At 47.9% G+C, this 26,251-nt stretch carries 27 protein-coding genes and 1 tRNA gene; 2 read left to right on the forward strand and 26 right to left on the reverse strand.

The features are described from left to right. Positions 1–63 precede the first annotated feature (63 nt). Together gap and ACFQZR_RS25185 are read right to left on the reverse strand one after the other, a co-directional pair. Positions 64–1,074, reverse strand: a complete 1,011-nt coding sequence (gene gap / locus ACFQZR_RS25180) for a type I glyceraldehyde-3-phosphate dehydrogenase (RefSeq protein WP_379351118.1) — start codon at positions 1,072–1,074, stop codon at positions 64–66. Positions 1,075–1,146: 72 nt separating this feature from the next. Then, a complete protein-coding gene (locus ACFQZR_RS25185; RefSeq protein WP_018759094.1) occupies positions 1,147–2,193 on the reverse strand; it encodes a sugar-binding transcriptional regulator in 1,047 nt (348 codons plus the stop codon). A gap of 270 nt (positions 2,194–2,463) precedes the next feature. Here ACFQZR_RS25185 and ACFQZR_RS25190 point away from each other — a divergent pair. Both ACFQZR_RS25190 and clpP read left to right on the forward strand, forming a co-directional pair. After that, positions 2,464–2,538, forward strand: a tRNA-Arg gene (locus tag ACFQZR_RS25190). 129 nt (positions 2,539–2,667) lie between these two features. Continuing rightward, on the forward strand, positions 2,668–3,249 hold the full coding sequence (gene clpP, locus ACFQZR_RS25195; protein WP_314586539.1) for an ATP-dependent Clp endopeptidase proteolytic subunit ClpP: 582 nt from the start codon (positions 2,668–2,670) through the stop codon (positions 3,247–3,249). A gap of 76 nt (positions 3,250–3,325) precedes the next feature. Here the strand turns inward: clpP and ACFQZR_RS25200 are convergent, their stop codons facing one another. The 24 genes from ACFQZR_RS25200 to ACFQZR_RS25315 all read right to left on the reverse strand — a co-directional run bounded on the left by ACFQZR_RS25200 (position 3,326) and on the right by ACFQZR_RS25315 (position 26,039). After that, the gene (locus ACFQZR_RS25200) at positions 3,326–4,396 is read right to left on the reverse strand and encodes a PdaC/SigV domain-containing protein (protein ID WP_379351121.1); all 1,071 of its coding nucleotides are present in this window, start codon (positions 4,394–4,396) and stop codon (positions 3,326–3,328) included. A 32-nt stretch (positions 4,397–4,428) separates the two neighbouring features. Continuing rightward, complete coding sequence (locus tag ACFQZR_RS25205; protein ID WP_018759091.1) at positions 4,429–5,481, reverse strand: ABC transporter substrate-binding protein; 1,053 nt, start codon at positions 5,479–5,481, stop codon at positions 4,429–4,431. Positions 5,482–5,517: 36 nt separating this feature from the next. Then, the gene (locus ACFQZR_RS25210; RefSeq protein WP_018759090.1) at positions 5,518–6,321 is read right to left on the reverse strand and encodes an ABC transporter permease; all 804 of its coding nucleotides are present in this window, start codon (positions 6,319–6,321) and stop codon (positions 5,518–5,520) included. Next, the gene (locus ACFQZR_RS25215; RefSeq protein ID WP_379351124.1) at positions 6,318–7,169 is read right to left on the reverse strand and encodes an ABC transporter permease; all 852 of its coding nucleotides are present in this window, start codon (positions 7,167–7,169) and stop codon (positions 6,318–6,320) included. The genes ACFQZR_RS25210 and ACFQZR_RS25215 overlap by 4 nt, the downstream gene beginning before the upstream one ends. Next, positions 7,166–8,143: an ABC transporter ATP-binding protein gene (locus ACFQZR_RS25220; protein WP_379351127.1), complete on the reverse strand. Its 978-nt coding sequence runs from the start codon at positions 8,141–8,143 to the stop codon at positions 7,166–7,168. The genes ACFQZR_RS25215 and ACFQZR_RS25220 overlap by 4 nt, the downstream gene beginning before the upstream one ends. 238 nt (positions 8,144–8,381) lie before the next feature. Beyond that, on the reverse strand, positions 8,382–9,155 hold the full coding sequence (locus ACFQZR_RS25225; RefSeq protein ID WP_379351129.1) for an SIMPL domain-containing protein: 774 nt from the start codon (positions 9,153–9,155) through the stop codon (positions 8,382–8,384). A gap of 173 nt (positions 9,156–9,328) precedes the next feature. Next, positions 9,329–9,598 (reverse strand): HPr family phosphocarrier protein, encoded by a 270-nt coding sequence (locus ACFQZR_RS25230; protein WP_018759086.1) that lies wholly within the window; start codon positions 9,596–9,598, stop codon positions 9,329–9,331. Positions 9,599–9,706: 108 nt separating this feature from the next. Then, positions 9,707–10,636: a DNA-binding protein WhiA gene (whiA, locus tag ACFQZR_RS25235; protein WP_379351131.1), complete on the reverse strand. Its 930-nt coding sequence runs from the start codon at positions 10,634–10,636 to the stop codon at positions 9,707–9,709. A gap of 5 nt (positions 10,637–10,641) precedes the next feature. Next, positions 10,642–11,628 carry a gluconeogenesis factor YvcK family protein gene (locus ACFQZR_RS25240; RefSeq protein ID WP_379351133.1) on the reverse strand — a complete coding sequence of 329 codons (987 nt, stop codon included), beginning with the start codon at positions 11,626–11,628 and terminating at the stop codon, positions 10,642–10,644. Between the two features lie 33 nt (positions 11,629–11,661). After that, positions 11,662–12,552, reverse strand: coding sequence for an RNase adapter RapZ (rapZ, locus tag ACFQZR_RS25245; RefSeq protein WP_018759083.1), 891 nt, complete (start codon positions 12,550–12,552; stop codon positions 11,662–11,664). Between the two features lie 34 nt (positions 12,553–12,586). Continuing rightward, positions 12,587–13,537 carry an ROK family glucokinase gene (locus ACFQZR_RS25250; RefSeq protein ID WP_379351135.1) on the reverse strand — a complete coding sequence of 317 codons (951 nt, stop codon included), beginning with the start codon at positions 13,535–13,537 and terminating at the stop codon, positions 12,587–12,589. A 185-nt stretch (positions 13,538–13,722) separates the two neighbouring features. After that, entirely contained in the window at positions 13,723–14,097 is a 375-nt protein-coding gene (locus ACFQZR_RS25255; RefSeq protein WP_379351138.1) for a cupredoxin domain-containing protein, read from the reverse strand. A 250-nt stretch (positions 14,098–14,347) separates the two neighbouring features. Then, complete coding sequence (gene trxB, locus ACFQZR_RS25260) at positions 14,348–15,274, reverse strand: thioredoxin-disulfide reductase (protein ID WP_379351140.1); 927 nt, start codon at positions 15,272–15,274, stop codon at positions 14,348–14,350. 50 nt (positions 15,275–15,324) lie between these two features. Further along, entirely contained in the window at positions 15,325–17,082 is a 1,758-nt protein-coding gene (locus ACFQZR_RS25265) for a tetratricopeptide repeat protein (protein ID WP_379351142.1), read from the reverse strand. Between the two features lie 113 nt (positions 17,083–17,195). Next, on the reverse strand, positions 17,196–18,146 hold the full coding sequence (locus ACFQZR_RS25270; RefSeq protein WP_379351144.1) for a ribose-phosphate diphosphokinase: 951 nt from the start codon (positions 18,144–18,146) through the stop codon (positions 17,196–17,198). A gap of 112 nt (positions 18,147–18,258) precedes the next feature. After that, positions 18,259–19,083, reverse strand: coding sequence for a histidinol-phosphatase HisJ (gene hisJ, locus ACFQZR_RS25275; protein ID WP_379351147.1), 825 nt, complete (start codon positions 19,081–19,083; stop codon positions 18,259–18,261). 17 nt (positions 19,084–19,100) lie between these two features. Then, positions 19,101–19,820, reverse strand: a complete 720-nt coding sequence (gene hisIE, locus ACFQZR_RS25280) for a bifunctional phosphoribosyl-AMP cyclohydrolase/phosphoribosyl-ATP diphosphatase HisIE (protein WP_379351150.1) — start codon at positions 19,818–19,820, stop codon at positions 19,101–19,103. Further along, on the reverse strand, positions 19,817–20,575 hold the full coding sequence (hisF, locus tag ACFQZR_RS25285) for an imidazole glycerol phosphate synthase subunit HisF (protein ID WP_379351152.1): 759 nt from the start codon (positions 20,573–20,575) through the stop codon (positions 19,817–19,819). Before hisF ends, hisIE begins: the two co-directional genes overlap by 4 nt. 13 nt (positions 20,576–20,588) lie before the next feature. Further along, entirely contained in the window at positions 20,589–21,338 is a 750-nt protein-coding gene (gene hisA, locus ACFQZR_RS25290) for a 1-(5-phosphoribosyl)-5-[(5-phosphoribosylamino)methylideneamino]imidazole-4-carboxamide isomerase (RefSeq protein WP_379351154.1), read from the reverse strand. Between the two features lie 344 nt (positions 21,339–21,682). Further along, the gene (gene hisH, locus ACFQZR_RS25295; protein WP_379351156.1) at positions 21,683–22,318 is read right to left on the reverse strand and encodes an imidazole glycerol phosphate synthase subunit HisH; all 636 of its coding nucleotides are present in this window, start codon (positions 22,316–22,318) and stop codon (positions 21,683–21,685) included. A gap of 2 nt (positions 22,319–22,320) precedes the next feature. After that, on the reverse strand, positions 22,321–22,935 hold the full coding sequence (gene hisB / locus ACFQZR_RS25300) for an imidazoleglycerol-phosphate dehydratase HisB (protein ID WP_379351158.1): 615 nt from the start codon (positions 22,933–22,935) through the stop codon (positions 22,321–22,323). Further along, on the reverse strand, positions 22,932–24,224 hold the full coding sequence (gene hisD / locus ACFQZR_RS25305; RefSeq protein ID WP_379351160.1) for a histidinol dehydrogenase: 1,293 nt from the start codon (positions 24,222–24,224) through the stop codon (positions 22,932–22,934). Before hisD ends, hisB begins: the two co-directional genes overlap by 4 nt. Before the next feature lie 64 nt (positions 24,225–24,288). Beyond that, the gene (hisG, locus tag ACFQZR_RS25310; RefSeq protein ID WP_379351162.1) at positions 24,289–24,924 is read right to left on the reverse strand and encodes an ATP phosphoribosyltransferase; all 636 of its coding nucleotides are present in this window, start codon (positions 24,922–24,924) and stop codon (positions 24,289–24,291) included. Then, positions 24,924–26,039, reverse strand: coding sequence for an ATP phosphoribosyltransferase regulatory subunit (locus tag ACFQZR_RS25315; RefSeq protein WP_379351164.1), 1,116 nt, complete (start codon positions 26,037–26,039; stop codon positions 24,924–24,926). Before ACFQZR_RS25315 ends, hisG begins: the two co-directional genes overlap by 1 nt. Between the last annotated feature and the right edge of the window lie 212 nt (positions 26,040–26,251).

A 26,251-nucleotide genomic window follows, 5' to 3' on the forward strand; every position in this document is an offset into this window, starting at 1 on the left:
ATTAGTTAAAGAGCGGAAACAATTATGAACTGTTTCCGCTCTACAATCATGCTACAACCGCTATTACTTCGTAGCTAGTTTAGCGAAATATTCCAACGTACGGATCAATTGCGCTGTGTAAGACATTTCATTGTCGTACCAAGCTACTGTTTTAACCAATTGCTTGTCGCCAACTGTCAATACTTTTGTTTGTGTTGCGTCGAACAAGGAACCGAAAGTCATACCTTTGATATCGGAAGATACGATTTCGTCTTCTGTGTAGCCATAAGTTGCTGGGTCAGAAGCAGCTTTCATTGCAGCGTTGATCTCGTCAGCTGTTACTTTTTCATGAAGAACAGTTACAAGCTCAGTCAAAGAACCTGTTGCTACAGGAACACGTTGTGCTGCACCGTCAAGTTTACCTTGAAGTTCAGGGATAACAAGACCGATTGCTTTTGCTGCGCCAGTTGTGTTAGGGATGATGTTCTCAGCTGCTGCACGAGCGCGACGGAAGTCACCTTTCGCATGCGGAGCATCAAGTGTATTTTGGTCACCTGTGTAAGCGTGGATTGTTGTCATCAAGCCTTCAATGATACCGAATTTGTCTTGCAATACTTTTGCCATTGGAGCTAGGCAGTTTGTTGTGCAAGATGCGCCAGAGATAACTGTCTCTGTACCATCAAGAATTTCATGGTTTACGTTGTATACGATTGTTTTCATATCGCCAGTTGCTGGAGCCGAGATAACAACTTTTTTCGCGCCTGCTTTGATGTGTTTCTCAGCAGCTTCTTTTGTTGTGAAGAATCCAGTACATTCAAGAACGATGTCTACGCCAAGCTCGCCCCATGGCAATTCTTCAGGGTTACGGTTCGCAAGAACTTTAACGTCTTTACCGTTTACTTTGAAGAATCCTTCATGTACTTCAACGTTTCCTTGGAATTGACCTTGAGTTGTATCATATTTCAACAAATGAGCTAACATTTTAGCGTCTGTCAAGTCATTGATTGCTACTACTTCGATACCTTCTACTGCTTGAATACGGCGGAAAGCAAGGCGTCCAATACGTCCAAAACCATTAATACCAACTTTAACCATTGATGATTCCTCCTAAAATTAATTTATATATACTCAAGACAAACCTGAGGGCTCGTCAAGACCACAACATTGTTAACTTACTTCTTGTTCTTCAGCATCCATCAATCGAATGATTTCAAGCGCTGCACCTTCGTCAATAATGAGCACATTCTCTCGCCCGAATTTTAAGACGGAATGAATCGCTGCTCCTTTGCTAGCACCGCCAGCAATCGCAATCACAAGTTCCATTTCTTGAATCTCTTCGAGTCGAAGCCCTAAGGACACCATCTTGTGAACCACATTGCCTTGTCGGTCAAAATAGTACCCGTACGCTTCCGCTAGAGCACCCTCCTGCCTTAGAGCATCCACCATCTGTTGATCGACCCGTCTTCGTTTGGCCATCACAAAGGCGTCTCCAATCCCATGAACGACAATGCGAGCTTTCCGAATGAACTCTACAATCTCCAGAATATTCGGTTCTTGCATCAAGGACTGATATGCCTCTTCGCTGAGAAGATCCGGGACATGCAGTAATCGATATTGCGCACCTACACGCTTTGCCATCTTCGATGCGATGGTGTTGGCTTGATAATCAAGACTCTCGCCTAAACCGCCACGAGCTGGCACGAACCAATTGGATTTCATCGGCGTCGTTGAAGTCATCTGTTCTGCCATCTGAGCCAGTGTGGAACCGCCAGTGAGAGCAACGACATCATCTTTACCCATCACTTTACGAAGCACTTTACATGCTGCAAGACCAAGATCTCGCTTCGTAAGCGGCGAACGATCCGAATCACCCGGTACAATCAGCACTTGCTGAAGACCGAAAGACTTGCGAATTCGCTCCTCCATATTTGTTAGACCGAACAGTTCTTTCACAATGGATTCTAAGTCCTCTAGCAGCTTCTCTCCGGCTGAACTTAGGCGCATCCCTGCGCTCTCAATTTCAATGAGTCCTTGTGTCTTTAATAAATCTGTCTCTGCACGCAATACCCGCTCGGTCATCTCTAAGGAAGTCGCCAGCGTCCTGCGCCCGACTAACTCAGACAGCTTGATTTGATGAAGGATTTCATATCTCTTTTTTAGTATTTCCATGAGATCAGGCAGAAGTTGCTTTTCTATCTCTAATATTTTCCGCATTTCTTTCCACTCCTGCAACTTTAGTTGGCCCGAAAACGTCCCACGGAAACCTTTTTAGTCCCACCTCTAGTTTAACCCTTTCGAGAGCAGTTTGCAAGTGTACCGCATGTAGAATTCACATGTTTTCAGAAACTTATACATCGTGGACTAGCCCTTTTTGACTCGGCAGCTCATTTTCGAATGTTCTCGGTAGAAGCTTTCTCCTGATAATCAGATTAGGACTTGCAATTCTATGATTTATAGCATATAATTCTCTTTGCTATCCTTTTTGCGCCCGTGGTCCAATGGATATGACGTAGGCCTCCGGAGCCTGAGATCTAGGTTCGATTCCTAGCGGGCGCGCCATACATACACACACAGAATCAGCTTCGGCTGATTTTTTTGTATCACCAGTTTGACTATCTTTGACTTTTGTTCTAATTTGGAGTATGATTTGGTGGAAAGCTAGTCGATGTGAGTAGAGGAGGATTTTCTGTGAGTTACATTCCTATGGTCGTGGAACAGACGAACCGCGGCGAACGTTCATATGACATTTATTCAAGGCTGTTGAAAGATCGTATTATTTTCTTAGGCTCACCCGTTAATGACGTGGTAGCGAATTCGATCATTGCGCAAATGCTATTCCTTGCAGCAGAAGATCCAGAGAAGGACATCTCGCTGTATATCAATAGCCCGGGCGGATCGATTACGGCAGGTATGGCGATTTACGATACAATGCAATTCATTAAACCGGATGTATCGACGATTTGCGTCGGTATGGCAGCTTCCATGGGTGCCTTCTTGCTTACAGCAGGGGTGAAGGGCAAACGCTTCGCACTGCCGAACAGTGAAGTCATGATCCATCAACCATTAGGTGGAGCAGAAGGTCAAGCCAGCGATATTGAAATTCGCGCGAAACGTATTATCAAGATGCGTGATCATCTGAACAAAATTCTTGCGGATCGCAGTGGCCAGCCGCTAGAGCGTATCGAGAAGGATACCGACCGCGACTACTTCATGAGCGCTTATGAAGCTGCGGAATACGGATTGGTCGACAAGGTTCTTGAGAAGCTGTAAGTTAAACGCAAGACGACAAACCCCCATGCATCCAATGCATGGGGGTTTCATTGTATGAGCTACCACTCAAAAACTTCTAGAAAGGCAGCTTGCCTTCAAAGCTCGGTGATACGGAACGGAATGGAATATAGAATTCAGGGAATCCAGCTGCGTAAGGCGTATATTCATACACCCCGAAATAAACCACAACACCCTCGTCTTTCACATAGAAAGTTGTATCTTCGTTAATGCTCTGGAATTTGGCATCGTACATCAACATCGGTGCAATCTCTTTTTTGATCTTTTCATTGATGACTTGCTTGTATTCCGGAACAAGCTTGAACAGATCATTCAGCGTATAGACGATGCCAGTATCAATATTGATGGTATAAGACCATTGCTCTGGCATGCCATGCGCGCCGCCTGTATATTCATTGCTCGAGAATAAGAGGCTGATCACTTGGTTCGAATTATATTTGATATCATAATTCGACGTGTATTCATATTTAAATCCAAGTTCTTCGTAGGCACCCTTCGAGCTCTCTTTGGCCGTGTCGACATACTTCTTCGCTTCCGAAGCGAACAATGTGTTGATTTTCTCTTGAACCTCCGCATTTTTGAGCCCGCTTACCTGCGGATATTGTACATTGATAATCGCATCTTTGGTATTCTCATCGATTTTCTTCGATGACCAGATGATGTCGTTTTCTTGTACCTTGGTCAAATGAACGGATTTCGTCTTCGGATCCCAAGTCGAGTGGTAGCCGAAATTATCTGTCAGAAGGCTCAGAGCGACATAGTTACTACCATTCAAGAGGATGCGTCCGTAAGCATCCCATAATTCGTGACCATTCACAATCGAATTGACGGCGTATTGATTAACTTGAATAACAACATCTTTTCCCTTTGCTTTTACACGCATGACTTTCTTCTGCGCATCATAAGCCGTATCGAGTTTCAGATCTTTCGCAAGGATGTTAAGCGGAATATATGTACTACCGTCCTGTACAATCCCTTTGCTGAGCAGTGGTGCTCCATCCAGCGTAATCTGAATATTTGGCGTCGCCACGGATTGCCAAGGCGCTGTAGCCGCCGATGCATAGGAAGTTGGAATTAAAAATACGAGGCATAGAGCAACAAGCGTAATCGTTCGCAATACGTTTTTCATGGGTGAACGCCTCCTCTTTGATCGTTAACGTCTTATTCGCGTCCGCTCTTGATTTCAGTCCAGTAGCGGTCGTAGACTTGCAATGTTTTACCTACATCCATCAACCATTCGGTACGTGCAAACTCATCATTACTTAGGTTAATCATCTTATTCGCTTGATACTCAGGGCTATGGAACGGTTTTGCTTTTTCATTGGGATCACTGTATCCGATGGACTCATAGTTCTTCGCACTAACTTCTGGATCCAGCATGAAGTTAATGAATTTCTCTGCTAAATCTTTGTTCTTCGCACCTTTAGGAATCGCATAGTTATCGGAGAAGATTGTACTGCCTTCTTTCGGAATCACATAAGCAATATCCGGGTTCTGAGCAGCAATATATGCAGCATCGCCGGACCATACGGTTCCGATCCAACCTTCTTCTGCAATCAGCTTCTGTTTAATATTATCGGTATCAAACGCCAATACACTCGGAAGCAGTTGTTTAATATCATCTACAGACTTTTTAATCTCATTCTCGTTGGTCGAGCTATTCGAGAATCCGTTCTTCTTCAGGCCCATGCCAATTACTTCACGCATATCATCAAGCAACAGGACTTTATCTTTAAATTCTGGTTTCCATAGGTCGGACCAGCTTGTAATCTCGCCTTTCACATACTTCTTGTTGTATGCGATTCCCGTGACACCGGATGTGTAGACGATGGAGTATTTATTATCTTTGTCGTAAGGAAGGTTCTTGAAATGGCTCGATATATTGTTCCAATTCGGAATATTATCTTTATTGAGCGGCTCGAGCAGATCCTGCTGGATCATCGTCGCAACCATATAATCCGATGGCTGAATCACATCATACTTCGATCCGCCGGCCTTCAATTTGGCGAGCAAATCTTCATTATTCGCAAACACTGCATAATTGACCGTTACGTCATATTTCTTCTCGAAATCTTTAATGACATCCGGATCGAAATTATCAGCCCAGCTATATAAGTTGAGTGTCTCCTTCTGAGAACATCCTGCTGTCACGACGAGTGTCGCGATCATTGCGCCAGCGAGGACTGTGCTCGCGAACCATTTCATTTTTTTCAATCGTATTACCCCTTTCTGCTTTAAAGAATCATAATATTAAAAAGGAAGCGTCGAAGCTTTCTTGCCCCGATTCCCTTTATTCTGCAACCATTGCGCAATTAAAATCAATCCAACACTAACAATAATCATAATTGTACATAATGCGTTAATCTCTGGGGAAATTCCGCGTTTGACAAGCCCATAGATATAGATTGGCAATGTCGTCGAGTCCGGCCCCGCCACGAAGAAGCTAATCATGAAGTCATCGATCGACAACGTAAACGCCATAATCGCACCAGCCAATACCCCTGGCCAGATCGCAGGTAGCGTAATGTAACGAAACGTCTGCCATGGTGAGGCACCCAAATCCTGCGCGGCCTCTTCTAATTGTTTGCCCATTCCTGAAATTCTCGATGCAACGATCACATACACATACGATATGCTGAACGTGACGTGAGCGATAATAATCGTCCATTTGCCCAGCGGGAAATGGAATTGACTGAAGAGCAAGAGCAGCGATAAACCCATAATAATATCCGGTACAACGATGGGGAGATAGAGCATGCCGAGCACCGTCTTACTCTTACGAACTGCATTACGAAGGGCTAGAGCCGCTACCGTACCGAGTACCGTCGCAATCACCGTCGATGTAAAAGCGATCGTCAAGCTGTTCATTAATGCATCCATCACGTTACGGTTCTGAAATAACGAGCCATACCATTTGAACGTGAAGCCTTCCCACGTACTGTTAATCCGCGAATTATTGAACGAGAAGATAAGGATCATGAGCACAGGCAAGTAGATAAACGCCATCACCAGGTAAGCGTGAATCGATAGCAATGGATTGGTCTTCTGCTTCATGCTCGTCCCTCCTTCGATCGTTCATGGCGTGAGCGGAGTGCCATATTGAATAAGTAGATCAACACCAGCGATGTGATCGCGAATATAACCGATAACGCCGCGCCGAACGGCCAATCCCTCGCCCCGAGGAACTGGGTCTGAATAATATTACTCAGCAGCGTCGATTTGGAACCGCCGAGAATATCCGTCACCACATACATTCCTGCCGTGGATACGAATACGAGCACCGATCCGGTCATCATGCCGGATTTGGTCTGAGGTAGCGTAATATGCCAGAATGCGCGCCAACGCGAAGCACCCAGATCACTTGCCGCTTCGAGCAGTTTGCGATCCATCTGTTCAAGCGATACATAAATCGGCAGCACCATGTACGGAATGAAGGTATAGACCATTCCCAGCAGCACAGCGCCTTTTGTATACAACATCTTCAAGGGTTCATCAATGATTCCGATATCCATTAAGAACGAATTGACAACACCCTGAGAACGCAGCAATAGGACCCAAGCATAGGTCCGGATTAGGAAATTTATCCAAAATGGCACCGTAATGAACAGCAGCCATATTTTTTGCCTTGTCGGTCCTGCATTTGCAATGTAATACGCAAGCGGATAGCTGATCAAGACGCAGATCAATGTGGTAAGAACAGATAACGCGATGGTATCCCAGTAGATCCCCAAATAGAGGGAGTCGAAAAACCGTGCATAATTATCCAAGCTGAATTGAATGACCAAATTCCCAAATTCATCGCGCCCGAGAAAAGAAATGACGACCACAATCGCCATCGGCAAAATCAGAAACAAACTTAGCCAGAGGACTACCGGGGAGATCAACCATTTCGTTTTTTTCATAACCCGATATTCACCTCATCCGCATCAAGCCAATCCACGCCGATATGCTGGCCAATTTGCCATTCATCCTCGTCTGTGAAATCGAGACAGATCGATACGGTCGTCTGTTCATCATTCAGATGAACCATCAATTTGTGTACGTTACCTAAGTATACAATATCTTGAATAATACCTTTGCGCTTCGCCTTCTGTTCCCTGTCCCGAACTGCCTTGAGCTTCTCAGGACGAATCGCGAACATCCGCTCCGCTTCATGGAACACATTGTTCTCACCAATAAAGGTCGCTGCGAACAACGTCTGCGGTCGATTGTAAATTTCCTTCGGCGTGCCAATCTGCTCAATTTTCCCGTTATTCATAATGACGATGCGGTCACTCATCATCATCGCTTCTTCTTGATCATGCGTGACATAGACGAATGTGATGCCGAGGCTGCGCTGCAATTGCTTCAGCTCGGCTTGCAGGTTCTTACGCAGCTGTAGATCCAATGCGCCAAGCGGCTCGTCCAACAGAAGAACGCGAGGTTTGTTCGCAATCGCACGCGCAATCGCAACCCGCTGTTGTTGACCACCAGATAATTGATGCGGATAACGCTTCGCAAGAGGCGTCAGCTGAGTCAATCGGATTGCTTCAGCAATTCGTTCCTTCTGTTCGGCAGCATCAATCTTCTTCATTTTGAGACCAAATTGAATGTTCTGCTCCACCGTCATATGCGGGAACAGAGCATAGTGCTGAAATACGAGATTCAAATCCCGCTTGTTAGCCGGCAGTTCTGTAACATCCTTACCATCGAGAAAAATTTCACCTACTGTAGGTTGCTCAAACCCAGCAATCATCCGTAAAATCGTCGTCTTTCCACAACCGCTCGGCCCGAGCAATGTCAAAAATTCGCCCTCGCCAATGGTGAGGGATAGAGGGTGTACGACGGTCTGACCGGCAAAATGCTTTTCTATATTCGTGAGTTGTATCATCGGCATCAACCCCTTACTCTTATATTTCAAAATAACCCCACAAAGTGATGTTATTGCTTCGAAGCGTCCCAGGTACTTTGCGGGGACCCCGAATACTCTAAACTTTCAAGAAAAAGAAAGCCATATCCATTGGTATGGCTTTCATCGACATTTCTTCGTTTACAAAGCATCTTCACTATACCGTGTTTTGTCCGATGATACAACTATTTTCTCGTTAATTCGCTAATAAATACATGAAACTTTCTTATTTTATTTCATAGACGACAGTCACGTTGGATTTAATGGAAACTTGACCCGTTTGGATGGAAGTATCTGCTGCGGCCGACTCCGTTTTTGCTGTTGCATAGACTTGGTTCGTGAACATTGGATAGACATCTGCACTTGATTCCGACACCGTGATCACCGAGACAATCTGCTGCTTCGCTGCAGAGGCAATGGCTTTCGCTTTCACTTCCGCATTCTTCATCGCCTTCTCTAACACTTGTGTCTCATACATTTCTGGATGTTCCGTATCAAAACGAACACCCTGTACCTGATTCACTCCTGCTTCCGAAGCGGCATCGATCAGATTGCCGATGGTATCCAAGTCGCGATACGTTACTTGCACCATATGCGTCGCGGAGTAACCTGTTAATTTCGGTCCTGACTTCTCATTGTAGGTGTACTCTGGATTCACATAGAAACTAACCGTCTGCACATCCTCTGCTTTGACCTTGAAATTCGTAAGCGCTTGTTTCAACTTGGCGAACTTCGCTGCATTAGCTTTCTGCGCTTCCTTCGCTGTTGTCGCTTTGGTCTCGATTCCGAGCGTCACATACGCAACATCCGGCGTTACTGTAATTTCTCCTTTACCCGTTACATTGATCGTGTGAACGACACTCTGACTCTGAGCTGCTGGCGCTTCGGCCGCATAAGTCTTCGATGTTGGAGCAACCCATGCAAATGCGACGAGCAGTGCGGTTGCTGCGAGTAATCCTAATCTTTTTGATCTATTGATTCTTTTTACATCCTGATTCATGTGAAAAGCCTCCCTTTTATTATTCTTCACTTGGTTCTACCTACATAGACGCTCTCATTTACCAAATGTTACATTGAAAAATAAATTATTTAGGCAAGCTTAATCTATTTTTTTGAGGCCCTCATACAACAAAAAGCCCCTGATCCCAGGGGCCTTTGTATGTACATCATTCATTATTGATTTTCAAGTTCTTCCTTACTAACCAATTGAACCAATGCAGAAATAGCTTGCTCAGCGTCCGAACCTTCCGCACTTATATATATTTCAGTTCCCGAGCTGATCGCCAAGCTCATTATTCCCATGATACTTTTCGCATTAACTTTCTTCTCGTCTTTCTCCACGAAAATCTCTGACGAATATTTATTCGCTTCTTGAACGAACAACGCTGCCGGTCTAGCATGGAGACCCGTTTTTAACCGCACAACTACCGGGTGCTTTGTCATGGAAAAATTACCCCCTATTACTTATTCGATCTGGCGATTATCCTAATAATTTATTAGTCTTTTACAACATTATACCATTATAACATGAACAGCACTAGGAAAAAAGTTTTACCCATTCCTAATTTTTTCCGCCAATTCGTCGATCTTACGCAGTCTGTGGTTGACCCCAGACTTGCTCACCGACCCCTTGAGCAGCTCGCCGACTTCTTTCAAGTTAATATCCGGATGAGCCAGACGCACCTCTGCCACTTCACGAAGTTTGTCCGGTAGACTCTCCAGACCCACTTCCTTCTGCAGCAATTTGATGTTATCAATCTGACGCACCGCGGCTCCGATGGTTTTGTTCAAATTCGCCGTCTCACAGTTCACGATCCGATTCACCGAGTTGCGCATATCGCGCATAATTCGCACGTCCTCGAACTTGAAGAGTGCTTGATGCGCGCCAATCATGCTGAGCAAATCGATAATCTTCTCGCCTTCTTTGATGTAGAAAATAAACCCTTTCTTCCGCTCGATACAACGAGCATTCAGCCCATATTCGTTCGCAAGGTCGACTAACGCCTGACAATGCTCCTCGTACATCGAAGCAATCTCAAGATGATACGATGAACCCTCGGGATTGTTCACAGAACCTCCAGCCATGAAGGCACCGCGTAAGTAAGCTCGCTTACAACAGTTATTTGCAATAATCTGCTTATCAATACCGTCCGTAAAATTGAAACCTTCTGAAACGATATGCAAATCTTTCAATATTTCCTGCACCTGCGTTGGAATTCGCACGATATAGACATTATTTTTCTTCAACCGCATTTTTTTCCGAACGAGCAGCTCCGTGTGTACGTCATAGTACTTCTTAATTAACGAATATATACGTCTCGCTATCGCTGCATTCTCTGTCGAGATATCCAGAATAACCTTGCGATTCGTCAACTGTACGGAACCATTCATTCGGAGTAGAGCTGATAACTCCGCTCGCTCGCAGCACGTATCCGCCTCAACCTGGGTTAATTCTTTTTTGGTCTGTGCCGCAAAAGACAAGCGACTCACCTCTTTCGTATCATCCAATTTTTGACGAGTTGATAGATATGATGACTAAGTTTATCCGCATCATGGCGCAGATACGTTCGGAATAGAACAAGACGGTCCGCGATGACTTTATAGCCTCGATTCGTCACAGCCTCTAAATCCAAATGTACAGCCTTTGCACCTTTTTCTGCGTATTTGTCTTGAACCTGCGGCGGAATCTCGCCGTCGTTCACGATTACATAATCGAAGATGTGATGCCCGATGTGGTCATACACTGCGTCCAAGTGATCGCTCACCGTATAGTTGTCCGTCTCGCCCGGCTGCGTCATGACGTTGCAGACAAAGATTTTGACCGCACACGAATCGACAACCGCTTGAGCCAGTTCAGGTACCAGTAGATTCGGAATGATACTCGTATAGAGACTTCCGGGGCCGATCAGAATTGCATCCGCTTGACGCAGCGCCTCTACAGCTTCTGCGAGCGGCTCAACATTCGAAGGCTCCAAGAAGACGCGCTTGATTCGTTTGCCTGCTGTCGGGATGGTCGATTCACCTGTTACAACCGTGCCGTCTTCCATCTCTGCATGCAGAATAACCGCCTGGTTCGCAGCAGGAAGCACACGTCCCCGCACAGCCAGTACTCGGCTTAGCTCCCGAATCCCAGTAACGAAATCCCCAGAGATATCTGTCATGGCTGCTAATATCAAATTGCCCAAACTATGCCCGGCTAAACCTGCCCCCGAACTGAATCGGTATTGCAGCATCTCCGACAAGAGCGGTTCAACATCTGCAAGTGCACCGAGCACGTTGCGAATATCGCCCGGAGGCGGCATATGCAGCTCATTCCGTAGAATCCCTGAACTGCCGCCGTCATCCGCAACCGTCACGATGGCCGTAATATCTAAAGGCTTTTCCTTCAGCCCGCGCAGCATGACAGACAATCCGGTTCCTCCGCCCATGACGACAATCCGCGGACGCTGTACTGCTTCAAACTCTAGGCTCATCTCATCACCTCGTACATATTGTCTTGCCTTTAGTTAATGACGGTCTTTCTCTGCATCTCGGTGGGCTACACGAACCATTTCAGTCTCACTGGCCCCAATGATACGACCCAAATATTCTGCAATGGCAACCGAACGATGTTTCCCTCCGGTACACCCGATCCCGATCACAACTTGGCTTTTTCCTTCTTTGCGATATTGAGGAATGAGGAATTGCAGCATATCGACCAACTTCGTCAAGAACATCTGCGTCTCCGGCCATTTCATCACGTAATCATAGACTTCCGGATCCTGCCCGGTATGCGGACGCAAGGCGTCTACATAATGCGGGTTCGGAAGGAAGCGTACATCATAGATTAAATCCGCATCAATCGGGATGCCATATTTGAATCCAAATGACGTAATATGCACGGATAAGGTATTACCCTCTAGATTATTAAAACGAGATACGATCCGTTCCTTGAGCGTCGCCGGCTTCATATTGCTCGTATCGATGACTTGGGAAGCCCATCCCTTTAAGTCTTCGAGCAGCTTCCGCTCCAACTGAATCCCTTCAAGCGGCATGCCTGTCGGTGCCAGCGGATGCCGTCTCCGACTCTCCTTATAACGTTGAACAAGTACGCCGTCCGTTGCATCTAGGAAGACGATCTCGCAATTCAGCGTATAGTGGTCTTTAATATAATTTAATGACTCGGATAATGCCGTGAAGAATTCGCGGCCACGAAGGTCAATTACAAGTGCTACTTTGCCGATTTTGCCGTTCGATTGTTCGATGAGTTCTGCGAACTTCGGAATAAGAACCGGAGGCAGATTATCCACGCAGAAAAACCCAAGATCCTCTAAACTCTGAACAGCAATCGTCTTCCCGGCTCCAGACATGCCTGTAATAATTACCAGTTTTGCTTTTGCCATCGATGAAGTGTCCATCACGGCCCTTCCCCCTTGTATTTAGAACTTCCTCTTAAGAACGACTACACAATCCTGCTGCCCCGATCACTCCCGCATCATTGCCGAGTGTTGCTGGCACAATCTCAATACCCTTTTGTAATGAATCCGGTGTCAGCTTGTAGAACACTTCACGAATCTCATCGAATAGAATATCGCCTGCTTTGGACACGCCGCCGCCAATAATGAACCGTTCCGGATTCAGGACGACTGCCACTGCTGCCATTGCTTTGCCCAGATAGAATGCTGCACGATTAACGATACGTGTCGCGACTTCATCCCCTGCCTTGGCTGCATCGAACACATCTTTAGCCATCATATCCTCGAGCGTGGATAGCGATGTGCGATCGCCGCGTTCAACAGCATCTTTCGCCATACGGATAATGCCTGTCGCCGAAGATACGGTCTCTAAGCATCCCATTTTGCCGCACCCACATTGGATTGCTTCCAAATCAGGAATAACCGCCATATGTCCGAGCTCACCAGCTACGCCAGCAAATCCTTGATAGATGCTGCCGTTAATAATAATACCTCCGCCTACACCTGTTCCAAGCGTGTAACATACACAATTGTCGATCCCTGCACCCGCACCGCTCCATGCTTCACCAAGCGCCGCCACATTCGCATCATTATCCACTCGAACCGGTTTGTCCAGTCGATCAGAAAGAATCTGACGGATTGGTATATCACGAAATGGTAGGTTAGGAGAATGTAGAATAATTCCCTCTTTCAAATTCATGAAGCCTGCGAGACCAGCGCCTACGCCGCCCACTTGATCCCACGAAAAAGGGGACTGCTCGACAACTAGATGAACATATTTCACGATGTTATCAATGATCGTCTCTGCTCCCTTTTCCGTCTCTGTAGGGCCCTCATACATATGCAGCAGTTGTCCCTGTTCATTGCAGACTCCAACTTTGATTGCTGTTCCGCCCAGGTCCACACCAACATAGATTGTTTCAGACATGCTAAATCCACCTTTATCTAAGTTAATTGTGTTTCAGTACCCACTATAAGCTATGCTGTATTATCGGTCAAGATAATAGGACACTCCCTCATGAGGTATAGACCTCTAGGGTATACAAGTGAAAAAGCTGCTTCTCGTGAGTATTCTCAACGAAAACCAGCTTTTCGCAGTCATTCATCTTAGCGTTATTCTACAGTAATTTTACCAACCATTTGCCCATGGCCGCCGCCGCACATAATCGAACAGTTAAAATCAAACGTACCCACTTTATCGGCTACGAATTCTTTGGTGCCGGATTCATCCATATTAATGTCAAAATCCTTGATCATCAGACCATGGACGCCTTCTTCCGAATTGAATGTAAGCTTGACCGTATCGCCTTTTTTCACTTTGATCTCTGCTGGCGAGAACTCAAAATTCTTCGCAGTGATCGTTACTTCTTTCGTTACGCCCGTTGGTGCAACAGCCGGTTCACCTGATTTGCTGTCTCCTCCACAGGCCGATAGAACAAACATAAGACATAAGGCTAGACCTAGTACGAATAATGATTTTTTCATCATTATACCTCCGTTTTAGATAATAAGGATGGATCGATAGACTGCATTTCGGGACCAAACGTGTTGCGACAAAAATCACATCGACCTCTTCGAGACTCATTGTATCACCATGATCTGGAATATTCATCCGCCGTACAAGTAAGGATGACTGAAATTCGATTGGTTTCCGATGAAGTTACCAGAATGTTCATAATTGAAGAAAAAATCAAAAAGCCGACGGGACTACCCGTCAGCTTCTGTAACCATCGATATATTAATGAATTTCGTTCGCTTCCAAGAACTTCTCTGCGTCTAGCGCAGCCATACAACCTGTTCCTGCTGCGGAGATCGCTTGGCGATACTTCGTATCCTGAACGTCGCCGCAAGCGAATACGCCAGGAATGTTCGTCTCCATGGAGCCCGGCTTCACATTGATATACCCTTGCTCGTCCGTATCCACTTGACCGCCGAGGAATTTCGTATTCGGTGTATGACCGATTGCAACGAACAAACCGTCTGTCTCGATCACTTCTTCTTCACCGGTCTCATTGTTCGTCACTTTAAGACCCGTGACACCGTTGTCGCCAGCAAGCACTTCAATTGGGGAGCGGTTAAGCGCCCATTTAATCTTGCCATTCTCACGTGCACGGTCTTGCATGATCTTCGAAGCGCGCAGTTCATCGCGACGGTGAACGAGTGTCACATCGCCGAAGCGCGTCAAGAAGTTCGCTTCTTCCATCGCGGAGTCACCGCCACCTACGACGATGATCTTCTTGTTACGGAAGAAGAAGCCGTCGCACGTCGCACATGCACTCACACCGCGTCCTAAGTTATCTCTTTCCCCAGGAATACCAAGGTATCTCGCGGAAGCCCCTGTCGAGATGATCACCGTTGCAGCCTGCAATTCACCGATGCCTTCCACTTGAAGCGTGAATGGACGTTTGGAGAAGTCTACGCTGTTCACCCAGCCCGTCTTGAACTCTGCGCCAAAGCGTTCTGCTTGCTTACGCATATTATCCATGAGCTCCGGACCCATAATCCCTTCCGGGAATCCAGGGAAGTTCTCAACATCCGTCGTTGTTGTTAATTGGCCGCCTGGTTCAGGTCCTTCAATGACCAGTGGGCTAAGGTTCGCACGTGCTAAGTAAATGGCAGCTGTTAATCCAGCAGGCCCTGTTCCGATAACGATTGATTTATACATCGATCTTATCCTCCTTATGTATGGAAGGAACGCGCGAATCGCGCATTCCTCTAGAATTCTTGGGTGTAGGATGGAAATATCGCATCCATCTTTTTCTTAATACCACATACTTCGTCCATCCATTTTACATATTTACTCACCGTTGTGATGGATGTGCTATATCGCTGCGCTACTTCATGATATGAGATCGCTCGGCGATGCATCTTGGCTGTAAGATATTCCAGCGCCGCTGCCCAGCCCTCGGCCTTATGAATCTTCGGCATGTCGGGATAGACGCGGGTTAGGAACTCGACCCATAGTGTCTGCAGATCATATTGCTGCAGCATATCGTAACGCTTATTCATTGTACGAAGCGCAAGCGTAAGTACCGTCTGCCACTGTTCATCCCAAGCCGGGAGTCTTGCGGATAGATCGTTACCTTCAATGATGGTGCGCTTCCCATCCATAATTGCTTCCACTTTCGCATCATAGCCCATGGAACGCAGCACGAACACCGCAACCTGCTTCAAATAATCTTCTTCATTCGGTTCGAGCAAGAACCCGAGCAGCGCCTCTTGCACTTCATAGTCCGCAATCATGCCTAACGCTTGAATAACCTGAAGCTTGGTCTGCTGATCCCCGTGTCGAAGAGCCCAGAAGAACGAGGATCGCACCAGCGGATCCCGCTTCAGATGATCCGGCAATCCGCCAGACGTCTTCTCCCAGAGTCGGAACTGTTCTTCGAATGGTAGATGATAATGATAACTCCACATAGGCTTTTCCATGCCTTCGCCGCTCTCTTCCACCTGGCGATACTCCTTCAGCTGCGCCAGATAGAACTTCGGAATTTCAGATCCCGGGTCAAGCTTCTGCGCATGATTCCAGAGCCGATATGCTTCTTCCATTCGTCCGATATGACACGCTGCCACCGCAGTATAATGATAGAGACAAGGATCGAAATTGACCTCTTCATCTTTCAGCAATCTCCGGAAATGCCGATATGCTGTCTCATGCTGCCCCATGATTCCCATGGTCGTCGCAAGCTTAAATACATGTTCTTGGTGAAAAGGTACCGTCTTCTTGAGTGCCACAATTAACTGAGCCAGATCCTTGACATTGCCTTCATGCTGGTAGAAAATCGCCAGATTACAGAGCGCATGCAAATTGCCTGGGTCACGTTCCAGCACATCATTTATGGTATCCATTGCTTTCTCAAACAATCCCATATAGTAATAGGCCAGGCCTAAGTTGTTCCGCGCCGCTAGAAAATCTGGCTGACCATCTACAATCTGTTCGAGCACCTTAACTGCCTCGCCGAACCGACCCTCTTCGAGCATCGAACGAGCCTCATCATGCTCCACCATACCCTCACGGGATTTAATGGTCGTCAGACGCGTTGGGCGGTTCAATTCATATTGCAGCAAATCCATCATTTCCTCGGCTTCGCCCAAGTATTGTCCGCTCGCATCTTCCTCAAGATATCGAATCAACGCTTCCTCAGCTTCTTCGAACTGATCCATATTCGCGTAATTGTTAGCCATATAGAAATAACACTCTGAGAGACTCGGTTCGATCGAATCGAGCACCATCTGCAGAATCTCATTAGAGTCCTCATACTTGCCCATCTCCGACAGAATCCCGGCCATATTACAATGGTTGACAGGATTTTCCGGCTCATATTCCACCGCTTTGCGGAAATACTTCAATGCCTTGTCATAATGATAGCGATCCAAGGAACGAACGGCCCGCTCAAAGAAAAAAGTAGCATCCATTTGGATCGGTATGATTTTCTTTCGATGGCTTTCAGGTAGCATCTTTTTTTCTTTCATCAACAAGGCACCTCCTATGGTTCCTAACCATGCTTTATTCGCAACTAAGTATACCATAGATCGAAGAGATTACCTAAATCGTTTTCCAAAAATTACTTATATCTGGTAAAAAATCAAATCCCTGCATCTCTGAACAATGTGCTAATGGATCCGCCATTCGTAATAATTCGCATCGCTTCAGCGAGCATTGGCGCGACCGATATCACTTTGAATCTTGCAGGGTGGCTGTCCGGGATCATAATGGAGTCGGTGACGACCACTTCACGGATATTCGGATGGTCAAGTCGCTGTAAGGCAGGTCCCGAGAAAACAGGGTGTGTCGCACAGACGTACACATCATGCGCACCGCGCTCCTTCAAGCCTTCCACAACGTTCACGATCGTCGTTCCGGTATCAATCAAATCTTCAATAATAATCGGTGTGTGGCCTTTCACATCACCAATGACATGTGTAATGACGGATTCATTATGGCTAGGGCGTTTCTTAATCATGATGGCAAAAGGGGAGTCCAGTTGGTTGGCAAGCTTCTCAGCTGTCGATGCGCGTCCTGCATCCGGGGATACAATAATTGGGTTCTCGATATTCTCTTTGCGGAGATATTCACTGATCAGATCTAATGCCGTCAAATGGTCGACTGGAATATTAAAGAATCCTTGAATCGCCGGTGCATGCAGATCAATCGTAATGACACGATTCGCTCCAACGGTTGTTAGTACGTCTGCAACCATTTTCGCAGAGATCGGTTCTCGCGGAGCTGCCTTGCGTTCCTGTCTTGCATAACCGTAATAAGGCATCACAATGTTGACTGTCCGTGCGGAAGCACGCTTCGCAGCATCGATCATCACGAGTAACTCTACGAAATGATCGTTAATCGGATGAGAGAGGGATTGAACGATAAACACATCGCAATTCCGAATCGTCTCTTCATAGTGAACATAGATTTCTCCGCTCTTAAATCGAGATAGCTTGACATTTCCGAGCTCTACGCCTAGATCTGCACAGATCTTCGCTGCCAGTTGCGGATTGGAAGATCCGGAAAACACACGTAACTTATTGCTTGACATGGTACCCTCCTGAAATATGAATAAAAACGCATCAATCGAGCTCGACACCATCACAAGAACATTGTCGAACGACGTAACTTATTGCTAGTTCTATTATTATACATGGATTGATTTACGTTTGAAAAGGGACTAGGTTTCGTCTTCGTTCCTTAAAAGTCGCGAGTTCCCTATATCCGATATCAAAGAGCATAGCACGTGCCTGATCCAAATATTGGCCAAGCCGTTCCGGCTGATGGCAATCCGAACCGATCGTGAGTGGAATGCCTTTGCTATAGCAAGTTTCGAGCATATGCCGGCTTGGGAACATCTCTGCACATGGCATGCGCAGCCCGGAAGCATTCAGCTCGATCGCTAGATTATGGGCTTGAACCGTATTCAGCGCAGACATTTCCATCGCTCTCACTTCAGCGGTTTGCTCCGCAGGAGGGGCGAAGCCGAACCGCTTAATGACATCGATGTGTCCGATGTAATCATAGAACCCTGTCCGGATTGCTTTCTCAATCGCATCATAATATTGAGCATACACGGCAAGACGATCGCGGCCTTCCCAGCCGTGTGTCTGACGGTGGTCTGAGATATCCCATTCCCCAAGGAAATGAACAGAGCCGATGACATAATCCCAAGGGTACGTCTGAATAATCTTCTCGATCTGTTCCTCATAACCTTCAATATAATCAGCTTCCATCCCGATACGAACATCGATTTGGGACTTATATTTATCTCTGAGCTGGAAGCATTCCCCCACATAACGCGGAAGCTCTTCCATGGGCATTGCCATTTCTGGATAGTACGTGGCAGGATCCACGTGAAGGAGCGGCATATGATCGGAAAGGCCGATCTGCTGCATCCCGATTTCTATTCCGCGAAGAATGTATTCTTCGAGTTCTCCAACAGCATGTCCGCAACGGACATGGTGGGTATGATAATCGATCCGCATAAGTTATCGGCCTCTCTTTATTTGGTTTTATTTTTGATGTCGGTTTTATAATGACGTTGCTCTAGCACATGCAATACTTCATCGATCGGCATGTTCTGCGCCCGGAGGAGTACCATGAGATGATAGATGAGATCGCCCGCTTCAGCACTGAGCTCTTCCCGGTCATTGTTCTTCGCGGCAATAAGCACTTCGGCAGACTCTTCACCGATTTTCTTCAGGATCTTATCCAGACCCTTGTCGAATAAATACGTCGTATAGGCACCCTCTGGTCGTTCCGCATACCGTTCTGCAATCGTCTGATCGAGCTTCGACAAGACCGCGAATCGATCTGCCCCTTTAGCTTCTAGCACTTGGCTATCAGCCTGCACCGTTGCCGTAGGGATCTCATTGAAGAAGCAGCTGTACTTCCCAGTATGACAAGCCGGTCCCTGCTGTTCAACACGTACAAGCAATGTATCGCCGTCACAATCATAGTGCATCGACTTGATACGCTGCGTATGGCCGGAGGTTGCGCCTTTATGCCACAGCTCCTGGCGGGATCGGCTCCAGAACCACGTCTCGCCGGACTCAGCCGACAATTGCAGGGATTCGCGGTTCATGTAGGCCAGCATCAATACTTCTTTGCTGCTGTAATCCTGTACGACTGCAGGGATCAAACCGGATGCATCCCATTTGAGCTTGGCGGATAATTCTTCTAGATTAAGTAGGTTATCGGCTTGCGCTTGTGATTGTGTCATCGAATCTCCACCCCTTTCCCCTTCAAATCGTCCTTTACTTCCTGAATCGTCATTTCTTTATAGTGAAAAATGGTTGCGGCAAGTCCTGCATCCGCCTTCCCTTCGGTAAAGACATCATAGAAATGTTCCTTACGCCCTGCACCGCCAGAAGCGATCACCGGGATTCCGATTGATTCGGATACCGCTCGGGTTAAGCGGATATCGAACCCATCCTTCGTACCATCGGCATCCATACTCGTTAGGAGAATTTCGCCTGCACCAAGCCGCTCCGCTTCACGCACCCAATCGAGTGCCTTCAGGCCGCTTGGCGTCCGTCCGCCATGGGTATACACTTCCCACTCGCCCCATGCGTCATTGAACTTCGCATCCACTGCGACGACGATGCATTGGGAGCCGAATTTGCGAGCCCCATCCGAGATTAACTGCGGATTACGCACTGCCGCTGTGTTAATGCCAATCTTGTCCGCACCCGCGCGCAGGATCCGTTTCATATCGTCGACTTCAGAAATCCCACCACCAACGGTGAATGGAATTGCAATTTCGCCAGCCGTCTGGCGAACGACTTCGATCATCGTCGCCCGACCTTCGACAGATGCTGATATATCCAGGAATACGAGCTCGTCGGCGCCTTCGCGGTCATACAATGCTGCGAGTTCAACAGGATCCCCTGCGTCACGCAGATTGACGAAGTTCACACCTTTGACCACGCGTCCATCCTTCACATCTAAGCAAGGAATAATTCGTTTGGCTAGCATCGATCTCTCCTCCTTAGTTCGGCGCGTTTACTTTACGAGTCTCTTCAATCGCTTGCGCCAAGTCGATATTGCCGATATAGAGCGCTTTGCCAACAATGGCGCCGCCGACCCCTTCGTTCATATGCCCGGCAAGACGTGTCAAATCGCTCATTTGGCTGACGCCACCGGAAGCGATCACCGTCTGACCGGAGATGCGAGCGAGGTTCGCGATCGCTTCCGTATTCGGTCCGCCCATCATGCCATCACGGGAAATGTCCGTGAAGATGAAGGTCTTCGCACCTTTGGCTGCCAGCTCTACCGCGAGATCCTCAGCACGAACCTCCGACGTCTCAAGCCATCCGCGGATCGCAACCAGACCGTCACGCGCATCGATGCCGATAGCGACTTTATCGCCATACTTCGCGAGTACATCTTCCACGAACGCACGATCTTCAATAGCCGCTGTGCCGAGAATAACCCGTGACACACCAAGCTCCATGTAGCGTTCTACATCTGCGAGGGTACGAATCCCACCGCCGATTTGTACGGGTACATTGACGCTGCGAGCAATATTGCCAACGAGCTCGTCATTGACAGGGTGACCTGCCTTAGCCCCGTCGAGATCGACAAGGTGAATCCAGCTGGCACCGCCTGCTTCCCATTCCTGCGCAACTTCAACCGGGTTTTCATTGTAGACCGTCTCTTGATTGTAATCGCCCTGTACCAGGCGTACACACTTGCCGCCGCGGATATCAATCGCGGGATATATGATAAACGATGACATAAATTCGTTCTCCTCCATATTGAGATGAATGCCAACCCCAGTAAGATCAACTCGAACCTTTGCATCCAACGATGGTCATAGCACCAGCTATCGCCACGCATTACCCATCATGGATTTTTGCACGAATGCTGCAAGAAGCTCGCTATACTGGATATATCCATTAACTTTGAAGCGTAATGGTTCAAATCGAACGATTCCTGCCGTCTATCCCGCATGGAATCCAACATAGACGACAGAAATAAGCTAATTCGAGCTATATAATGTATGGATTCCAACATAGGCACTCCGCTAACGTGCGCACCCTATTCCAACCACCTCAAAAAAAGATGGAATTGGAAAATGGCCTATACGTGTACCGTACCTGCCGCAAGCTTCAAGAAGTTGCTGAGCAGCTGCATACCGAATTCGCCGCTCTTCTCGGGGTGGAACTGCATGCCGTACACATTGTCTCGGCCAACAATCGCCGTCACTGGGCCGCCGCCGTATGAGGTTGTTGCAAGCAAGTCCGTCGCCCGCTCCGGCTGCACGTGATACGAGTGCACGAAGTACACATGGCCTTCTTCGAGGCCTGTGAACAGCGGGCTGTCCGGCTGCTGCACCTGCAGCCGGTTCCAACCCATATGCGGCACCTTGTATGTGCCGCCCTGGAACCGCACCACGTGGCCGGGCAGCAGCCCGAGGCCCTCGTGTTCGCCGTGCTCTTCGCTGCGCGTGAAGAGCAGCTGCATGCCCAGGCAAATGCCGAGCAATGGCTTGGCATTTGCCGCCGCTGCTTGCGCGACCACCGCGCCGAGGCCGGTGTCGCGCAGGCAAGCCATGGCGTCGCCGAACGCGCCGACGCCGGGCAGGATCACCGCGTCCGCCGCGAGGATGGCGGCCGCGTCGCTCGTGATGAGCGCCTCAGCACCGAGGCGCTCCACGGCCTTGGCAACGCTGTGCAGGTTGCCCATGCCATAGTCTACAATCGCGATCGTCGTCATGCTTACAGCACTCCTTTCGTCGAAGGAACCCCCTGCACCCGCGGATCAATGCTTGTCGCTTCATCAAGGGCACGTCCCAGCGCTTTGAAGATCGCCTCAATCATGTGATGCGTGTTCTGACCGTAGTGAACGATAACGTGCAGCGTCATGCGCGCTTCAAGCGCGAACTTCCACAAGAACTCATGTACGAGCTCCGTCGAGAAGCTGCCGACTTGCTGCGATGGATACTGTGCACGATATTCGAAATGCGGACGGTTGCTCAGATCAATTACGACTTGCGCGAGCGCTTCGTCCATCGGAACGAAGACCGATGCGTAACGCTTGATCCCTTTCTTATCGCCGAGCGCTTCCTGAATGGTCTGTCCCAGACAAATGCCGATATCCTCAACCGTATGGTGATCATCGATATCCACGTCGCCGCGAGCAACGACGTTCAGATCGAATTGTCCATGCTTCGTGAATAGATCAAGCATATGGTTCAAGAACGGCACATCTGTCTCAATTTCAGAAATCCCCGTACCGTCTACATTAAAGGCCAATTGAATGTCCGTCTCATTCGTCTTGCGCGCAACGCTAGACGTACGCCCTGCACGTTGTTCGTTCACTACATCTGTCATTGTGAATTCCCTTCCTTTTCTAGCCGAATTTGTATCGCTCTCGCATGCCCTTCTAGACCTTCATGTCGCGCCAGCTCCATAATGGTAGCACCATTCGCGAGCAGCGCTTCCTTGCTATAATGAATGAGACTCGATTTCTTGATAAAGTCATCGACATCAACCGGAGAAGAGTATCTAGCCGTGCCATTCGTCGGAATGATGTGGTTCGGTCCCGCCAAATAATCGCCGACAGGTTCCGAGCTGTAAGGTCCGAGGAAGATAGCCCCGGCATTCTCGATCAGCCCCAGATATCGCATTGGTTCTTCAACCATCACTTCCAAATGCTCCGGTGCAATTCGGTTGATCACGTGGATCCCCTCTTCAATGGAACCCACAACGATTATGGCTCCATATTGATCGATGGAAGCCTGTGCGATCGAGCGCCGCGGGAGCTCTGCCACTTGCCGCGCTACTTCACGCGACACCGCTTCCGCCATCGCCATTGAGGTGGTCACGAGAATGGCAGATGCCATCTCATCATGCTCCGCTTGGGATAGCAAATCAGCTGCGACATAAGCTGCATCTGCCGACTCATCTGCGAGCACGGCGATTTCACTAGGTCCTGCCATACTGTCAATATCGACAGCCCCATACACTTCACGTTTCGCGAGTGCGACGTAAATATTCCCTGGTCCGCAAATTTTATCGACCGGCGCAATCGTCTCCGTTCCATATGCCAGGGCAGCAATTGCCTGTGCACCGCCAACCCGATAGAGCTCCTTCACGCCCGCTTCAGCCGCTGCGACCAGAATATACGGATCAATCCCTTCCTTGCCGCCTGTAGCTGGCGGTGTTACCATCACAATCTCTGGTACACCCGCGACCTGCGCTGGGATGACGTTCATGAGTACGGAGGAAGGATAAGCCGCTTTCCCGCCCGGCACGTACACCCCGACTCGACGAAGCGGCCTGATAATCTGTCCGAGCATCGTACCATCTGGCTGCAGATCGAACCAAGATGTCCGTTTTTGTTTCTCGTGATAGACTCGAATATTATCAGCCGCTTTACGAATCGCCGTAACGAACGATGCTTCCACTCGGCTATATGCAGCTTGAATCTCATCTTCTGTCACACGAAGCTGAGATGATTGCAATTGCACGCGGTCATGTTCCGCCGTATAACGTAGCAGTGCTGCGTCTCCTTCCCGTTTCACACGTTCAACAATCGATTTCACGATCTGATTCTGCTCTGGCGACCCATACTCTACTTCTCGCTGCAGCGAGAATTCACTTGCAGGTACAATACGCATAAACATCAACCCTCCCCACATTTCTAACCTGATCCATCTGTTTATCCATTCATCTGATATGATTTCATTTCGATATGTTCGGAATCACTTTCTGCAATTGATCACAGAGTCCCTGAATCGCATCATTCTTCATCCGATAACTTACTCGGTTCGCAATCAATCGGCTTGTAATACTGAAGATTTGCTCCATCTCCACCAATCCGTTATCCCGAAGCGTCTGCCCCGTCTCGACCATATCCACGATGCGATCGGCAAGCCCGATCAGCGGCGCAAGCTCGATGGATCCGTTCAGTTTAATCACATCCACCTGCTGCCCGAGTTCACGGAAATATTGCGAAGCAACATTCGGATACTTCGTCGCGACACGCGGGTGAATCACCGGTTTCCAATCAGGTAGTCCAATCACAGACATCCGGCAAGGTGCAATCCCGAGATCAAGCAGCTCGTAGACATCTTTGTTCTCCTCCATGAGGACGTCTTTGCCAACGATACCGATATCTGCGACCCCGTATTCAACGTAGGTCGGTACATCGACTGGTTTGGCCATAATGAACTCCATATTCGCTTCCGGCAGCTCAATAATCAGCTTGCGCGTATCATCGAAATCCGTCGAGATTGGCAGTCCCGCTTCACGGAATAGGGCAGAAGCCTGCTTATAGATACGCCCTTTGGGCATCGCTACTTTTAACGTATCCCGCATCAGATATCCTCCTCTACGTATCTCGTAACAACACAATTTCCCGCCTCCCGCAGTGCACGTGCTTCTTGGAATATTTGCGCACGATTCTGCGAGGTATAATTTAACGTCATGACTGCTATCTGCTCTTGATCCTCATCGCCCACGACATCAAGAATCCGTGTCGTCTTTAATGCGAACCCGGTGGCCGGAGCAGGGCGTCCGAACTGCTGCAACAGATTGTCGTAGCGCCCGCCGCTGCAGACAGGTGAACCTAACTCCAGTGCATAACCTTCAAATGTCATCCCCGTATAATAAGAGAAATCCCCAATCATCGTCAGATCCAAAAGGACATGTTGACTTACACCATAATCTTCCAGTGATTCCCAGACCTCCAGCAAATGTTCAATCGAAGCCCGTGTCTGCTCGTCTCCACTTAATTGCAGAGCCTGTTCGCATATCTCTTTGCCTCCACGGAGTCTCAGAATACCTTCCAGCTTCTTTTGTTCCGCTGCATCAAGCCCCCACTCGCGAATACGTTCCCGATATCCGACATAGTCTCGGCTCAGCAAGCAGAACTTCAATGTTTCTTGATCCTCGCTGCGGCCATGCAGCACTTCTTCGAACAGGCCATTTAAGAAACCGACATGTCCCATAGCAAATTTAAACTTGGCGACCCCTGCAGCCTGTAGTGAGGCGATAGCGAGAGCCACGACTTCCGCATCCGCCTCAGCAGATGCATCACCGACGAGTTCCACACCAGTCTGGAAAAATTCCGCTTCTCGTCCCGCTTCCTCTTCGATCGTCCGGAACACATTGGAGTGATACGACAACCGAATCGGAAAAGCTTCATCCTTTAATAAAGATGAGACAACACGCGCGATCGGGGCCGTCATATCCGAACGCAATACGAGTGCAGTACCCCGATTATTTAACAGCTTGAACAGCTTATGATCCGATGTAGCACTTGCAACACCGACTGTATCGTAATATTCAATCGTTGGCGTCAAAATTTGCCGATATCCCCAGCGCCCCATACAATCTAGTACATTTCGCTCAATCGTGCGCAGCTTGGATACCGCATGCGGCAAATAATCTTTGACACCTACAGGTTTTTCGAATACTTTAGGCTTTGACATTCCATCCACCTCGAATGATACTTTAGTAAAGTAATGTGCTACCATGGTAGTATGCTACCAAATTAAAGATTATTGATCATGTTAACATGATCCATACCTCACGTCAATCACCAACATCCTAATTAAACTTCCTATTTATTTTACCAGAATTAACCGAACTCGTCCCATTCATGTCACAATTTCAGCTATTTACGGAAGGATAGTGACAACGT

The sequence above is a fragment of the Paenibacillus sp. GCM10027629 genome, from assembly GCF_042676425.1.
In the GTDB taxonomy this organism is placed as follows: domain Bacteria; phylum Bacillota; class Bacilli; order Paenibacillales; family Paenibacillaceae; genus Paenibacillus_K; species Paenibacillus_K terrigena.

Bases quoted from the DNA above. Each gene is read 5' to 3' on its own strand.
- ACFQZR_RS25220 (WP_379351127.1), bottom strand. From the start codon at position 8,143: ATGCCGATGATACAACTCACGAATATAGAAAAGCATTTTGCCGGTCAG.
- hisIE (WP_379351150.1), bottom strand. From the start codon at position 19,820: ATGACACAATCACAAGCGCAAGCCGATAACCTACTTAATCTAGAAGAA.
- hisD (WP_379351160.1), bottom strand. From the start codon at position 24,224: ATGCGTATTGTACCTGCAAGTGAATTCTCGCTGCAGCGAGAAGTAGAG.
- ACFQZR_RS25230 (WP_018759086.1), bottom strand. From the start codon at position 9,598: ATGACAAAGCACCCGGTAGTTGTGCGGTTAAAAACGGGTCTCCATGCT.
- ACFQZR_RS25215 (WP_379351124.1), bottom strand. From the start codon at position 7,169: ATGAAAAAAACGAAATGGTTGATCTCCCCGGTAGTCCTCTGGCTAAGT.
- hisB (WP_379351158.1), bottom strand. From the start codon at position 22,935: ATGACAGATGTAGTGAACGAACAACGTGCAGGGCGTACGTCTAGCGTT.
- ACFQZR_RS25210 (WP_018759090.1), bottom strand. From the start codon at position 6,321: ATGAAGCAGAAGACCAATCCATTGCTATCGATTCACGCTTACCTGGTG.
- gap (WP_379351118.1), bottom strand. From the start codon at position 1,074: ATGGTTAAAGTTGGTATTAATGGTTTTGGACGTATTGGACGCCTTGCT.
- hisG (WP_379351162.1), bottom strand. From the start codon at position 24,924: ATGCGGGATACGTTAAAAGTAGCGATGCCCAAAGGGCGTATCTATAAG.
- ACFQZR_RS25185 (WP_018759094.1), bottom strand. From the start codon at position 2,193: ATGCGGAAAATATTAGAGATAGAAAAGCAACTTCTGCCTGATCTCATG.
- rapZ (WP_018759083.1), bottom strand. From the start codon at position 12,552: ATGGACACTTCATCGATGGCAAAAGCAAAACTGGTAATTATTACAGGC.
- ACFQZR_RS25270 (WP_379351144.1), bottom strand. From the start codon at position 18,146: ATGTCAAGCAATAAGTTACGTGTGTTTTCCGGATCTTCCAATCCGCAA.
- hisJ (WP_379351147.1), bottom strand. From the start codon at position 19,083: ATGCGGATCGATTATCATACCCACCATGTCCGTTGCGGACATGCTGTT.
- ACFQZR_RS25265 (WP_379351142.1), bottom strand. From the start codon at position 17,082: ATGAAAGAAAAAAAGATGCTACCTGAAAGCCATCGAAAGAAAATCATA.
- ACFQZR_RS25225 (WP_379351129.1), bottom strand. From the start codon at position 9,155: ATGAATCAGGATGTAAAAAGAATCAATAGATCAAAAAGATTAGGATTA.
- ACFQZR_RS25200 (WP_379351121.1), bottom strand. From the start codon at position 4,396: ATGAAAAACGTATTGCGAACGATTACGCTTGTTGCTCTATGCCTCGTA.
- hisA (WP_379351154.1), bottom strand. From the start codon at position 21,338: ATGTCATCGTTTATCATATATCCCGCGATTGATATCCGCGGCGGCAAG.
- ACFQZR_RS25315 (WP_379351164.1), bottom strand. From the start codon at position 26,039: ATGTCAAAGCCTAAAGTATTCGAAAAACCTGTAGGTGTCAAAGATTAT.
- hisH (WP_379351156.1), bottom strand. From the start codon at position 22,318: ATGACGACGATCGCGATTGTAGACTATGGCATGGGCAACCTGCACAGC.
- ACFQZR_RS25240 (WP_379351133.1), bottom strand. From the start codon at position 11,628: ATGAGCCTAGAGTTTGAAGCAGTACAGCGTCCGCGGATTGTCGTCATG.
- trxB (WP_379351140.1), bottom strand. From the start codon at position 15,274: ATGTATAAATCAATCGTTATCGGAACAGGGCCTGCTGGATTAACAGCT.
- ACFQZR_RS25250 (WP_379351135.1), bottom strand. From the start codon at position 13,537: ATGTCTGAAACAATCTATGTTGGTGTGGACCTGGGCGGAACAGCAATC.
- ACFQZR_RS25255 (WP_379351138.1), bottom strand. From the start codon at position 14,097: ATGATGAAAAAATCATTATTCGTACTAGGTCTAGCCTTATGTCTTATG.
- hisF (WP_379351152.1), bottom strand. From the start codon at position 20,575: ATGCTAGCCAAACGAATTATTCCTTGCTTAGATGTGAAGGATGGACGC.